The sequence below is a fragment of the Bacillus sp. MRMR6 genome, from assembly GCF_001940785.1.
Lineage (GTDB): Bacteria > Bacillota > Bacilli > Bacillales > Cytobacillaceae > Neobacillus.
This window is the reverse complement of the sequence record NZ_MSLS01000001.1, coordinates 402,317-416,397: the sequence shown is the minus strand read 5'-3', so window position 1 is coordinate 416,397 and position 14,081 is coordinate 402,317. Positions and strand designations below refer to the sequence as shown.

Below are 14,081 nucleotides of genomic sequence, written 5' to 3'. Positions count from 1 at the left end.
CTTTATCTCTAGTAAACTTGTCCGTATGTAATATTTAAATTTTACCATTTCACTGCTTATTTTCAAAGGAAATAATCAAAAATATTTTTCATTTCCATATTTGGAAATGAACTTGTACGCACATGTTGTTAGTTGTATGTAAAACAAAAAGTCCTCAGGATCTACACCTGAGGGCTTTTGTAAGTTAACCAGCATCTAGGGATGAATAGTGGGAAGTGTACAACTTCCAATAATATCCCTTTTTATCCAACAATTCTGTATGTGTACCTTCCTCAACAATCTTCCCTTTTTCAATAAATAAGATTCTGGTTGCATTTTGGATGGTAGATAAGCGGTGTGCTATGATAAACGATGTTCTACCTTCAAGCAGTACCTCAAGTCCCTTTTGTAAGGCCAATTCTGTCTCGGTATCAATGGAAGAAGTTGCCTCATCTAATATGAGGATTTTCGGGTTGGCTAATAATGCCCTAGCAAAGGAAATAAGCTGCCTTTGTCCGTTGGATAGCATGGTTCCTCTTTCATTTACTTCTGTTAAATAACCATTCTTTAATTGGACGATAAATTGATGTGCCTGCACTGCCTTCGCTGCCTCCATGACCTCTTCGTCCGTTGCATCTAATCGGCCATACCGGATATTATCTAGTATTGTACCTGAAAAGATAAACGGATCCTGGAGCATTACACCCATTTGTCTCCTAAGCGAGGAAATCGTAACGGATTTTATATCGATATCATCAATATTAATTTTGCCGCTATTAATATCATAGAATCGGCTTAATAAACTTACAATGGTAGTTTTCCCCGACCCGGTTGGACCGACAATCGCAATTGTTTCACCCGGATTCACCTTGAAATTGATGTGATCCAAGTTCCTGCCATTTTTTTCATAACCAAACACAACATTTTCAAACTCCACTTTACCTTTGATATGAGGGAGTTCTTTCGCGTTTGGATCACTTAAGATGAATGGCTTTTCATCCATCATCTCAAAAATTCTCTCTAAATAGGCGGTAGCATTAATAATGGCATTATAGAAATTTCCAATGTTCGCTAAGGGTCCCCAGAACATCCAGATATAACCGATAAAGGCAACCAAGGACCCCACTGTGACTCCTTCCCCGATCATGGAAATACCAATCACATAGATAAACGAAACGGTCAGTACAGAGATGTTTTCAATAGAAGGCCAAAGCAGAAAATGAACTCTAATCGCTCTAATCCATGATTTGCGGTATCCATCCGATACTTCGTGGAAGATTCTTTTATTTTCCTCTTCCCTAACAAAGGCTTGAGTCACCTTAATTCCACTTATACTTTCATGCATATAGGCATTCATATTTGATACTTTATTGCTTAAATTTTGCCAAGCCCTTCTTTGAGCATTTTTAATGAGGAATATGATGGCAGCCAATATCGGAAATCCTGCCATTGCGTATAACGTCAATTTAGGGTCAATCGCTAGCATGAAACCTATAATGACCAAAAGACTAAATAAGTCTGTAATCAAATTTATTAATCCGTTTGACAATAAGTCACTTAATGAATTTACATAGTTCACAACCCTGACTAAGATTTTCCCATGTGGACGACTATCGTAAAAAGAAAATGATAACTTCTGCAGGTGAGTAAACAAATCCTTTCGGATGTTTTTAATCACACTTTGGCCTATTTCAGACATCATTCTAATTCTAAATTTCATACAGATTCCTGTTATCATTAAGGCAAATAGATAAACTCCTGCGAGCATAAATAGACCAGCTATATTCTCTGAAGGTATTTCATCATCAATTGCTTTTTTTATTAGATAGGGTCCAATTAAATTAGCACAGCTTGCGACAAGCATAATCAATACCGTTAACATAATTGTGTTTTTAAACGGTTTTAAATACACTAGTAATCTCTTAAGATGGACGACATTAAACGGAGTATCCAATTCCTCGTCTACATTGAATTTATTGCGTGCCATTCATTCTCACTTCCTTGCCATTAGCTCAATATCAAAGTTTCCATACTGGTTCTGATAAACGTTGTAATAGTATCCTCTTTTCTCGAGTAACTCTTCATGGTTTCCTCTTTCAATAATTTTCCCGTTTTCCATAACTAGGATTTGATCTGCTTCTTTAACAGAAGAAATGCGATGGGCAATGATAAAGCACGTGATCGTCTGTTGAAGGGTCTTTAACGTCTGTTGGATTTTCTCTTCCGTTTCCATGTCGACACTCGAGGTGGTATCATCAAGGATTAGAATTCCCGGGTCCTTTAAAAGGGCACGTGCAAGTGCGATTCGCTGTTTCTGGCCTCCAGATAGACCTACTCCTCTTTCACCCACAATGGTGTCATAGCCTTCGGGTAAGGAGGAAATAAATTCATGTGCTTCTGCCATCCTTGCTGCTTTTTGAACTTTTTCCATGGAAGCATGAGGCTCACCATAAGCGATGTTTCCCTCGATGGTATCGGAAAAAAGAAATATATCCTGCATGACGGTTGCCATTTCGGACCTTAATTTATGGGTATCCCATTCCTTGATGTTGATTCCTGCTACTCTTACTTCTCCACTTGTTGTGTCATAAAAGCGGCTAAGTAAATTTACCAACGTTGACTTCCCTGATCCTGTTGGTCCAATTACAGCAATTGTCTGTCCTGGGCTGGCAGTAAAGCTAATATCATCCAAGACTAATCCATCACCATAGCTAAAATAAACATGATCAAATTCAACTTTTCCTTTCTCTACAGTCAAGCTAGTTCCTTTGTCTCCACTGTTAATGGCAGATTTCGTTTCAAGTAATTCTTCTACTTTTTCTGCAGACGCAATAAACCTTTGTGTGTCATTAATCAGCCAACCAGCCATCCGCATTGGATTATTCAAAGCCCATATTAAGGAGTTAAACATGACTAATTCTCCTATAGTTAGGGTACCGCCTATCACCATGATCCCACCTGCCAAGATCATAATGACAATGAAGACACCGGCTAGCGAATCAAGGACTGGCAGATATCTCTCCCATACTCTGGCAGATTGCAGATTTTTCTCCTTAAATGCGTTATTTTCCATAGAAAATTTTTCAATCTCATAGTCTTCTTTGGCAAAAGCCTTGACTACACGATTTCCACTTATATTTTCTTGAACTACTGAGTTAAGATTGGCAAATTGATTTCTGATTTCTGTAAATGTAGGTTTTACATCATTAGAAAGTCTAAATGCAAAATAACCGATAATAGGTGTAACAGCTAAAATCGCTGCAGCCAATGGTGGATGGATGGTAAACATAAAGATAATCGCAAAGATTAACACGGTTATATTTTCAAAGATCATATAAATCGAAAAGGCCGTAAAATGTCTAATCGCTTCCATGTCACCTGTCATCCGGGCCATAATGTCTCCGGTTTTGGTGCGGTCATAAAAGCTAAAATCCAACTGGAGGAGCCTTTGATAGAGGTTTTTTCTTATTCTAAAAATGACGTTCTGAGATAGATTTTCAAACATAATTTGATACCCATATCGGACAGAGGTTCTAACAACTGTAACTCCAATCATTAACCCAATAAACGGCCATAGCAAACTCTTATTTTGTCCGTACATTACATCATCCACGATTTTTCCTGCCAAGTACGGATTCAACATATTTAGGGCTGAAACAGAAAGTGCTAACAGCAGGCCGATAAACAACCTTTTTTTATAATTTCGAATGTAGCTCCATGCCCAGCGCAAGCTTTGCATACTTCACGCCCCCTTCCAAGTGTCTGTGTTTAAACATAAATACATCTTATTTTCTTACAAGCAGACTTATGAATATTGTTTTAGAATTTTTTTATCCGTCTCGTTAGTAAATTAGGGAAGACCACCATAAACGTTCTGGTGGTCTTCTCCAATTTCTTAAGCGGCTTCTTGATTCTGCTTTATTTTCGAAAAAGCAAAGAAAGAGGACCACATGAGCACAATCGCTAGAAAGCTGCCGCTAAAGATCGGGATTAATCCTGGAATCGTTGTCATTAAAAAAAATATGGCTATACTCCCCATTACCATTAAAATGGTTGAAATAGGATTCATAAGCATGATGATAAAAGCATTCTTTATTACTTGAAGCAGTTTAATATCAAAATGTACATAAGTTGGAAACACATAAAATGCGGTTAAAATAAATCCTAAACTAACCATTAAAGTTGGGTAATAGAGTAAATTCAGGAGACCTGCTGTTGTTCTCAGAAATGCGAGATCAATATATAATATGTATCCAGCGACCACCATCGTAAGACCTAAAAGGTTACTTTTTATGAAATCAATTTTATATGTTGCCCAGAAGGTTTTAAATACTGGGACATCGTCTTCGCCCATCAGCATTTTTCTAACAATGGCAAACATCGCTGTTGTTGCAGGAAACAATCCCAAAACAACCAAACCAAGGATGGAAAAGAAAATCCATAAAATATTGATATAGGCCAACTTCATAACCCATTCACACAGCCGATAAAATCCGCCTAATACTCCATTCATCTGCATCGCTGCATCCCCCTATGATCTTTAATTTTTCAAGTATGGTGTCTTATTCACGTTGAATGATTGCTTGATGTACGGTTAAGTTTGTATAGGCAGCTTTCATAGGTGCCATTTGTCTAAGACCTATCTTTCCACCTCTCAAAATAGGACCATATGTTTCACCATCATCTTCCCATTCAAGGATAGGAAGGTCATTAATAGAAAATTGAACCATTCCTTCATACTTTATTAGTTTCATATGATAAGGCGATATGGCATCCTCTGCAGGCGGGAGAGGATCAGCACCTGCTGCAACTAAATGGAATCCATGGCTCTTTCGCAAATTACAAGTACGAAAAGCACGTTCGTCGGCATGTTTATGCCTAAAATAGGATAAATGCAAAGCATTTATTTCACCAGAATGGTACTCTGGATATCTCCCATTTCTTGCAGCTAATTGTTCATCGAAAAGATCCTCACCCTTTCTGCCCGCGGCTGCAAAAAAAATCATACAAAGTCCAGGCTCCCTTATAGGGTAAAAATCCCATTGAATCATCACTTTATCAGGAAAATTCACAGGACACCAGAACACCCAATGAGCATTGTCCCCATATTCTTGAGGGTCTAACTCATTCTCCAAATGTAAACGGTTTTCCTTGAAACTGATCCTTGCCTTTCCTTCCAATCTCCAATTCTCAATATCTTTTTTGCTACTTAGAGAATTTCGATAAAGGCATTCTCCCGTTTCAAACTTTTTTTCGTTCATTCGATGAATCCTCCTGCTTTTTCATCAAGTTTATAGCCTTCAATAACAACTGGACCCAGTAAACCTGATGGGTTAGGCCTATGATCCATTTGATTGGCTTTGCTATTCGTAACAGCAATTCTGATGCTATTATGGCCAGGTTCTAAGAAACGTTTGATTTCAAAAACATACGGTGCCCACATTTTTACTCCTGCATCTTGGTTATTGATCCAAACATGTGCCGATTCAAAAACGGTTCCAAGGTTCAAGGTAATCTGGTCAAATAGTTCTTGGTCATCATCAATAAAGAAAGAATTTTGATAGACTAATGTACCAGAATAGTATTTAAAATCCGGCCAATTCGTCCAAGATTCTAGGAACATCGTGTTCAATTGTTCCGAATCCCTCATGATGTTCCAGTGATCCTTGATGGAAGCTAATAGAAAACTTTCAAACTGCTTTACTCCTTTATCATTGATAGGTGTTTCAGATTCATTTACATAAAGGAGTAGACTTTCCCTTCTATTTATCGAAATAGGAATTTCCATTTTATTCAAGTTCACAGATACTCCCGTCACATCACGAGACCCACTCCATGGATTCCACTTTTCCACCTTCCCCTTTACATCCACTAGAACCGTGCCATCATATGGAAATTCACCTTCATTTACAAGTAAGATAAAGTGAATGCCTTCTTTGACTAGATGACTGACACGAATATCTTTAGATGCTGATTTCAACTCGATTTTTCGGTTGGTATTGATCGATCTTAATAGTTCCTCTAACGTATGAGCATATGTGGCATTTCTTATTATTTCAGAATGCTGTTGCTCAACATAAATGATCACCTTTCCTCCGCTAGCAATCCATTGCTCTAGTATTTGACAAGTGTTATCTTCCAATGTTTCAAACTGTTCAATTAAAAGCACATCGTATGACTGGTTTTGAATTTTTAGCTTCCCTTGGTCGAGGTCACAGTCTGGTAAAAGGGCTTCCTCTAAGTAATTGAATTCTAATTGATTTTCGTATAAGGGCTTAACGATTTTCCAAGGCAGATTATTGTCCTTGCATAACACAGCAATGCCGGTTTGGTTAACACTATCTGTCATTAGCCAGCTTAACCTCTTCATGTATTCGGAAAAAGATTGATAATAAGGCCACCAATGATTGTTCGGACCCACATCTGGCGGTCTTTCATGGCTGCGCTTCCTTCCATCGATTGAAAAATAAAAGGCATGTGGGCATAGCAGATTAACGCCTCTGACTAAGAGCCAATCCATGTACCATTTCATATCCCCAGGACTTAAATCCCATCCACTTTCTTTCCCACAAACCCCTAAGAATTCATTCAGGTTTCTCCTCCTGCCACGATGACGGGCAGCATCAGCAGAACATTTCGCCACCGTGCTATGTGGTCCAACCACTCCCTTGTCATCCTCAGGTGCTACCCAGCGCCAAACAAGATCTTGACCTGGGATTTGAAAGTGATGAAGAAGACCAATGTCACAGCTTTGGGCAGGATGTCCTGTCAGAGCAATCCCGTGATTCATGCACCACTCGCTGATTGGTTTGTAAAAAGCATCCTCCAGGCGTATCTTTACAGATTTTTGATAATTTCTCCGAACCCTTTCTGTTCGTTCCCCCAAATCAAGAAATAAGGCAGGAAGGTCCGTTTCACAATTACCGTTCTGGATGTACCATTCCATAAAACCATAGGTCCAAGGTATCAATCTTTTTCTGCTGCCGCGGCCCAATATTTCTGGTTCATCTGTAAAAAAGGCTTGTATCGTATTTCCAAAATATTTTTTTAGTCTGCTATAGTATCGTTCGTGGGTAAGATGAATAAATTTTGCTACTGCATCAGGATTTAACAAATCTGCTGAAGGAGGGGCCCCTGTTTCACCATCATCCTCACCAAAATGAATTCCTCTAATCGTCCCATTTGAAAATGTTTCAATAAATAAAAGAACAGACCATTCATTTTCGTTGGGCGGAATAAACTTAAGGGTTTCATCATGAACCTCCAAGATTTGAGTACTGCTGGGACGATTCCTGCTTTCGGAGGTTCTTTCAACAGCCTGTGCAGAAACAAGTGTTTCCCCTGTTACTAATCTTAAGATTATTTCAAGATTCCCACTGGTATGATATTCTTCCATTCTTAATCCTCGGCTTGCATACTCAGGATGATCTTTTACAACTAGACCCTTTGCCGAACCGGATGGATACATCGCTTCATCATATAACATGACCTGCATTCCAAGTTTTGCAGCCTCTTGGACTGCAGTTTCTACAAAGTCTAAATAAAGGTCAGACAAGTAACCAATCTCTTTTGGCATACCCATTCTTGGATGAATAACAAACCCCATTACACCTTTTTCCTTAAAATCACGGATTTGCCTAATAATTTCATCATTTGTTATAAGATCATTCCAAAACCAAAATGGTATAGGTGTAAACTCATCAGACGGCTGTAAAAATTGGTGATATAAGTTTTTATTCATTTTCCACCTGCTCACTAATCAGCTGTTTTTGTCTTACTATAGAATGATTTGATTTTTCCTACAACCATACTTTTTTGTTTAAGTAGACAAAAGCTTTTAAAATAAAGAAAAACGATGGTTATTTGCTAACCATCGTTTTCGGCTTTTATTTGGTTAAAATCCTGATTGAGTTTCCGGTATTGACTTGGCGGAACACCGATTTGCTTTTTAAAGATCCGGTTGAAGTAGCTGTGTCTGTAACCTACACTCTCGGCAATATCATTAATTTTCATATCCGAGTGAATAAGTAATTCTTTTGCTTTATCAATTCGTAATTGTGTTAAATAATCAATAAAATTAATGCCCACCATTTGTTTGAAGGCCTTACTTAAAGAATATGGATTTGTTCCTACTTCGTCAGCACAGCTTTCCAAAGAAATATCATCCATATAGCTGTCCTGTATTTTTACAACAACTTTCTCAATCACTCGTTTTAATTCAAGATTCATTCGGCCTTCCAACTTTTGAAGATATGGGCGAATGACATCCTTTGTAAACCAGTTTAAAATCCTTTCAGAATCACGGAGCTGAGAAAGTTCTTCAAACATATTCTTACCTTCAAAAAGATCATGAGGATGGATTCCCGAATGAAGAATTTCGTGTTGAATACTGCTGTATAGCTGGATGACCCCCTGCTGAAAGTTAATCTCATTGATGCCCTTCTCTGTTAGGTCCTGCAGAAATGGTTTTATTAAGTTTTCCACTTCATCTGCCTGTCCCATTCGAATGGCCTGTATAATTTCTTTTTCTATTGCAAATGGATAATGGAAATGATTCACATTATCTGTCCGTACAAGTTCTTGCAAGTCAATAACCTGATTACTATTTTCAAAGATTCTAAACCGTTTACCGCTTCTGACCGCTTCAAATATATGTGGAATCTTTTTGATACTCTCAGTTGGTTCACTAATTGTAACCGTCACTTGCATTTTTAATATCTCATTTATAGTTTGTGTCACTTTATCAGCAAAGAGATGTAATTTCTCTCGGAAAGATGGGTGATGTTGTTCAATGACTAATATCCCGACTGATAAATCCTCAAATCTGACCACATTAAACTGATCAAATATTTCATCGGCTAATTCTTCCACGATATTAGATGCAGTAAATGTAACTAAACTTTCATCATTATTAGAAAAGCTAACCTTTGATTCACTCAAACCTGTAAGCTGAAGTTCCAGCGCCGTAAACGATCTACCTTCTAAATTCCAGCCATAATTCTCCATTCTTGTACGTAAATCTTCTTCCCTATAATGATATAAATACCCTTGGGTTAATTGGAGTACAAAACTACTCTTAATTTGTGAAAGCTGTTCTGCTAAGCGTGTCTGCATTAAATCACTTTTTTGTGAAAGCATCTGCCATTGCTGTTCAATGACTGTAAATTCATCCTTACCTTTACGTTTCCACAATCCTTCATCTTCATGTCCTAAATTGTTTAATAATCTTTTAATTGGAGAGTATAGTCTATTCGATGTAACCCAAGATAAAACAAAAGCTAAAATAAGTGCTGAAAAGCTAAAAATTAAAATCAATCTTGAGACCAGTACTAGTGGTGCAGTAATCGAAGACATCGGTGCAGCAGAAACATAGGTCCAGTTTGAATCAACTCGCGTAAATTGACCATATGAAACAGAATACATTTTTTTATTGTTTTCAAGTTGAAAAGATCCTTCAGAGTTCTTATGCTTCTCTAACTCATTCTTTAAAACATTTACAAAATTGGCATCTTTCGTACTATTGGACGACAGTAAGATTTCGTTCTTACCGTCTAAAAGGAAGGTTGCCCCATTATCATATGGCGTCAAAGTCTTTAGAAGCTGAAGAACTTTGTAGCGGTCAATGGTAACGATAATAGACCCAAAAGGTTCCTTACTGGTTGCTGGAATGCTATGCACAAATGCTAATGTTTTATGTTCGGAACCATTTTCTGCTGAGTACTCTGCCCATTGCAACTTTTTTCCTGTTTGTAGTGTATCATGGTAAAAAGCCTTTGATTTCTCATCTAACACATTATATTCACTATTAAATAAGATTGGCTTTTCCCTCTCAATATATAAATCTACATCTTTTATCAGTGAATGACTGCCTTGTAATAAAAGCAGTGTCTTCGTAATATCATAGGTTTCAGTAAATTGTTTAACAAAATCAATATCCTGTAATGATTCACTAAAACGCGGTTCAAAGGCCCAATGTGACGTAGAATACTCTAGGTATTTAAATTCCTCATCTATATTTTTTGCCCTTTGCTCGATTTGACTATCATGTATGGAAGTTAATTCATTCTCAACCTTTCCAACAGCAAACCAATAGATACTAAGACCCGTGATTAAGCCTGGAATACTGGCGATCGCTAATATCAAAATAAAACTATTACGATGGAAACTTCCTCTCCAATGGAATGATTTTCGTTTCGCCTTCTTGTCTTTCAAACCCACTAGTACACCCCCAAGATTTATTTCCCCTTACATGTTTGGAACTATTATGTCACACTTTTGTCAAAAAATGAAGGCGCTTTTATGGAGAAGTTCTGAATTTTGCTTTTTAGGTTACTCAAAAAACTAAAAGGGCCATTTGCCTTGAATGAATAAATCATCCAAGGCAAATGGCCCCTTTAGACTATAGTTTTTGTCTATTAACCTTTTACTGATCCTAAAAGCATCCCTTTGGCAAAGTGTTTTTGCAGGAACGGGTACACAATTAATATTGGTAATGTAGCAACAACAACGACAGCTAATTTCAATGACTGATCCGGCGGCTCCACAAAAGAAGCTCCCGCTGATGCTGCATCGCCAAGCTGTGATTGCGATAGAATAATAATTTGTTGAAGCAATACCTGAACCGGCCATTTCGCACTGTCAGTAATATATAACAATGCACTAAAGAAGTCATTCCAAATCGCTACTGCATAAAATAGGGCAAAAGTAGCGATTACTGGCTTAGATAAAGGCAGCATGATTCTCCAAAAAATCCCTATCTCGGTACATCCGTCGATCTTTGCTGCTTCCTCTAATTCTATCGGAATATTTTGGAAAAACGTTTTTACAATGATCAAGTTAAAGGGATTGATAGCTATTGGTAAAATCAATGCCCAATAAGAATCTAGTAAACCTAAAGACTTTACAACGATGTACGTAGGGATCATACCACCACTAAATAACATCGAAAATACCACTAGATTCATAAATAAACTTCGGCCCATCAGCGTTTTTCTTGAAAGTGGATAGGCCATTGTGAATGTAAAGAATAAACATACCAATGTTCCTACTAGAGTGATACCCATTGAAACAAGAATACTCCGAACGAAAGTATTGGTAGCAAAGATATACTTATAGGCATCTAGAGTAAATGTTTCCGGGAAGACAAAGAAACTTCTTCTTGTCAGCTCAGCCTCAGTTGCAAATGAACCTGCAATAACATATAGAAACGGACAAATCATTAATAGTCCAATTAACCCCAAAAAGATAAAGTTAAAAACATCAAATACCCTTCCTGCCGGGGTATTGTGCATTTTTGGCATACCTGCCATTTTTTCCACCTCCTGTAATTAAACCGCTGCTTAAAAAATACCTTCCTTACCCATCTTTTTGGCCAGCTTATTCGCACCTAATACTAGGACAACTCCCACTACTGATTTAAATAAACCTACTGCAGTACTGTAACTATACGCACCTTGTGTAATCCCCACAAAATAGACATACGTATCAAATACATCTGCAACATCACGATTCAAGGAATTCGTCATAAGGAAAATCTGTTGAAATCCTGTATCAAGGAAATTTCCAAGCCTTAGGATTAAGAGAACAATAATCGTACTGCTTACAGCCGGCAGTGTAACATGCCATAAGCGTCTCATCCGCCCTGCCCCGTCGACTATGGCTGCTTCATATTGCTCTTTATCAACTGTTGATAATGCCGCTAGGAAAATAACTGTACCCCATCCGGACTCTTTCCAAATGATTTGACCCATGATTAATGGTCTAAACCATTCAGGAGCTGAAAGGAAGTTAATTGGTTTTCCGTAAAAATAGGAAACAATTTCATTAATTACTCCACCGCTTGTTGTAAAAAAGATATAGGTAATACTTGCGATGATTACCCAGGACATAAAATGCGGCACATATATAAAGGTTTGCACTGTTCTTTTATAGGAATTAATACGTAATTCATTCAAGAGAAGTGCCAGAATAATAGGTGCCGGGAAAAAGAAAATTAAATCTAAACAGGCAAGAATAAAGGTGTTTCTTAACAGCCTAAAAAAGTCTGGATTTTTAAAGAAATCTATAAAGTTCTCAAATCCCACCCATTTACTTCCAAAAACTCCTAGAAAAGGCGAGTAATCTTGGAAGGCAATCACGATTCCCCACATTGGAAGATATTTAAAAATAATGAAGTAAACTAAACCTGGGACTAATAACAAATACAGCCATTTATCTCTTTTTAAGCGTTGAAGATTGGTCAAATTTAATTGTACTTTTGCTTTTGAGGCTTTTGTTTGTGCCTTTGATACTTGGCTAAATTCGGTTTCAACATTCTGTGCTTTAAGGCCAGCCATCTCTTCTCTCCTTTCATACTCATCATCTATGGTTTTTCTGCATTATATTCATTTTCTAAAACAGGCAGTGTACAAACACTGCCTGTCAAAATCAATCCTATTTATTTGCTTCTTTGTATAGTTTATTGATTTCCTTGATGTAATCGTCTCCACCTGTGCTGCGCCATAACTTAATGGCATCCTTAAAGCCGGATTCATCGATTTGACCGACGATAAATTTAATTCTCGCATCATTGATAATATTATCTAACTGCTGGCCTTTTTGAGCATAGATTTCAGATAGTAATGCTTCTGCAGGGTTTGCCACAACGATCTCTTCGTTATCCTTCAAGATTTGCTGTTCCTTTTCTCTAACTGGTGACATTTCTGGCTGATGGAATCGATTCTCAGGAATGCCTGTATAGAACTGGTTTAAGTCAGTGAACTCATTAATAAGTGCCTTATTATCAGTAGCAAGTGACACTAGTTTGCCATCATTCAACTCAAAGTGGCGTCCTTCAATACCATTGTAAGCAAGAATTTGTGCTTCTTTTTCACTTAATTTATCAATGAATGCTAACACTTGTTTTAACTCTTCTTCTGTTTTCACGCTAGTTTTAGGAATTGCTAGCAATCCAGAGTATCCTGATGTTGGCAGGGAACGAAGTCCTTTTGGTCCTTCCACCGCACCAAAAATATCAATTGGCTCTTTTAAATCTGGGTTTGCTTTTCTCATATCTTCATCAGCACGGCGTCCGCGATCCAATACATCGACAATGACTCCAGCTTGACCATTTAATAATGGGTCACCCCATTTTTGAGGATCCATAACGGCAAAGTCTTCATTAATTAATTTTTCATCATATAATTTCTTAAAGAACTTTAATGCATTCATGTATTCATCTGAGAAGAAATCAGGCTCTAGGCTTCCGTCCTTACCAACACCCCATTTATTTGGAGCACCAAACCAAATTTGCATAATATCAAATGGACCAGTGTATTTCGAAATGACCATTCCGTACGTGTCGTCTTGACCATTGCCGTCAGGATCGTCATGTGTAAATGCCTTCAAAACATTATAAAATTCATCAATTGTTTGAGGGGTTTCTATACCAAGGTTCGTTAACCAGTCTTTACGAAATGTCACACCAAGTCTTCCAAGCGGACGTGCACGGTAAATACCGTAGACTTTTCCATCAATAGAACTATTTTGCAATGTAATTTCATTTGCTTGGCTTAGGTTCGGATAATCCTTTAAGTATGGCCCAAGCTCCCAAAACGCCCCGTCTCTAACTGCGCTTATGAAACTAGGAATCTTACTTGGAATCATCATGATATGAGGTAGATCACCAGATGCTAGTGTAATATTCAACTTATCTCCATATGCACTATCTAAAACATAGTTCATGGTAATATTCGTATTTGTAAATTTCTCAAGTTCTTTTATAACTAAGCTGTCATTTGAAGGAGGATCAGGTGTATAAGCCGTCGTCATGATTCTAATTTCAGGCTTTGTGTCTTTTCCTTGTTTACTATCATTTCCTGATGTTTCCGAACTAGTACAGGCTGCTAAGGTGGAAGTAAGCAGCATAGCAGTTAAAAACGAGACTACTACTTTTTTGCTTTTTAACTTTTTAAGTTTTTTCATTTTTTTCATCATTTTCTATACCCCCTGCGATCTTTTGTTTTTAGATCTTGATCAGCATAATGACTTCTCCCATTTCTGGGTATCAACCGATTGACTGAGTCATGTTCTACTTTAAATGTAAACCGCTTTCATTTTTCTGA

General features: G+C 37.6%; 9 protein-coding genes. All 9 read right to left on the bottom strand.

What is annotated here, in order from left to right:
* Positions 1–184: 184 nt before the first annotated feature.
* Positions 185–1,966 carry an ABC transporter ATP-binding protein gene (locus BTR25_RS02050; protein ID WP_075685623.1) on the bottom strand — a complete coding sequence of 594 codons (1,782 nt, stop codon included), beginning with the start codon at positions 1,964–1,966 and terminating at the stop codon, positions 185–187.
* 6 nt (positions 1,967–1,972) lie between these two features.
* Positions 1,973–3,718, bottom strand: a complete 1,746-nt coding sequence (locus tag BTR25_RS02045) for an ABC transporter ATP-binding protein (RefSeq protein WP_075685621.1) — start codon at positions 3,716–3,718, stop codon at positions 1,973–1,975.
* 156 nt (positions 3,719–3,874) lie between these two features.
* A complete protein-coding gene (locus BTR25_RS02040; RefSeq protein ID WP_075685619.1) occupies positions 3,875–4,498 on the bottom strand; it encodes a YesL family protein in 624 nt (207 codons plus the stop codon).
* 43 nt (positions 4,499–4,541) lie between these two features.
* Complete coding sequence (locus BTR25_RS02035) at positions 4,542–5,240, bottom strand: DUF1961 family protein (RefSeq protein ID WP_075685617.1); 699 nt, start codon at positions 5,238–5,240, stop codon at positions 4,542–4,544.
* A complete protein-coding gene (locus BTR25_RS02030; protein ID WP_075685615.1) occupies positions 5,237–7,720 on the bottom strand; it encodes a glycosylhydrolase-like jelly roll fold domain-containing protein in 2,484 nt (827 codons plus the stop codon). Before BTR25_RS02030 ends, BTR25_RS02035 begins: the two co-directional genes overlap by 4 nt.
* A 125-nt stretch (positions 7,721–7,845) precedes the next feature.
* Entirely contained in the window at positions 7,846–10,197 is a 2,352-nt protein-coding gene (locus BTR25_RS02025; protein ID WP_083652215.1) for an AraC family transcriptional regulator, read from the bottom strand.
* A 197-nt stretch (positions 10,198–10,394) separates the two neighbouring features.
* Positions 10,395–11,288 carry a carbohydrate ABC transporter permease gene (locus tag BTR25_RS02020; protein ID WP_139311151.1) on the bottom strand — a complete coding sequence of 298 codons (894 nt, stop codon included), beginning with the start codon at positions 11,286–11,288 and terminating at the stop codon, positions 10,395–10,397.
* 30 nt (positions 11,289–11,318) lie between these two features.
* The gene (locus BTR25_RS02015; RefSeq protein ID WP_083652214.1) at positions 11,319–12,314 is read right to left on the bottom strand and encodes an ABC transporter permease; all 996 of its coding nucleotides are present in this window, start codon (positions 12,312–12,314) and stop codon (positions 11,319–11,321) included.
* Positions 12,315–12,411: 97 nt separating this feature from the next.
* Positions 12,412–13,953 (bottom strand): extracellular solute-binding protein, encoded by a 1,542-nt coding sequence (locus BTR25_RS02010; protein ID WP_254842611.1) that lies wholly within the window; start codon positions 13,951–13,953, stop codon positions 12,412–12,414.
* Positions 13,954–14,081 lie beyond the last annotated feature (128 nt).

Excerpts from the sequence above, each read along its gene's own strand:
- BTR25_RS02045 (WP_075685621.1), bottom strand. The coding sequence starts at position 3,718 with ATGCAAAGCTTGCGCTGGGCATGGAGCTACATTCGAAATTATAAAAAA.
- BTR25_RS02040 (WP_075685619.1), bottom strand. The coding sequence starts at position 4,498 with ATGCAGATGAATGGAGTATTAGGCGGATTTTATCGGCTGTGTGAATGG.
- BTR25_RS02015 (WP_083652214.1), bottom strand. The coding sequence starts at position 12,314 with ATGGCTGGCCTTAAAGCACAGAATGTTGAAACCGAATTTAGCCAAGTA.
- BTR25_RS02050 (WP_075685623.1), bottom strand. The coding sequence starts at position 1,966 with ATGGCACGCAATAAATTCAATGTAGACGAGGAATTGGATACTCCGTTT.
- BTR25_RS02020 (WP_139311151.1), bottom strand. The coding sequence starts at position 11,288 with ATGGCAGGTATGCCAAAAATGCACAATACCCCGGCAGGAAGGGTATTT.
- BTR25_RS02035 (WP_075685617.1), bottom strand. The coding sequence starts at position 5,240 with ATGAACGAAAAAAAGTTTGAAACGGGAGAATGCCTTTATCGAAATTCT.
- BTR25_RS02030 (WP_075685615.1), bottom strand. The coding sequence starts at position 7,720 with ATGAATAAAAACTTATATCACCAATTTTTACAGCCGTCTGATGAGTTT.
- BTR25_RS02010 (WP_254842611.1), bottom strand. The coding sequence starts at position 13,953 with ATGATGAAAAAAATGAAAAAACTTAAAAAGTTAAAAAGCAAAAAAGTA.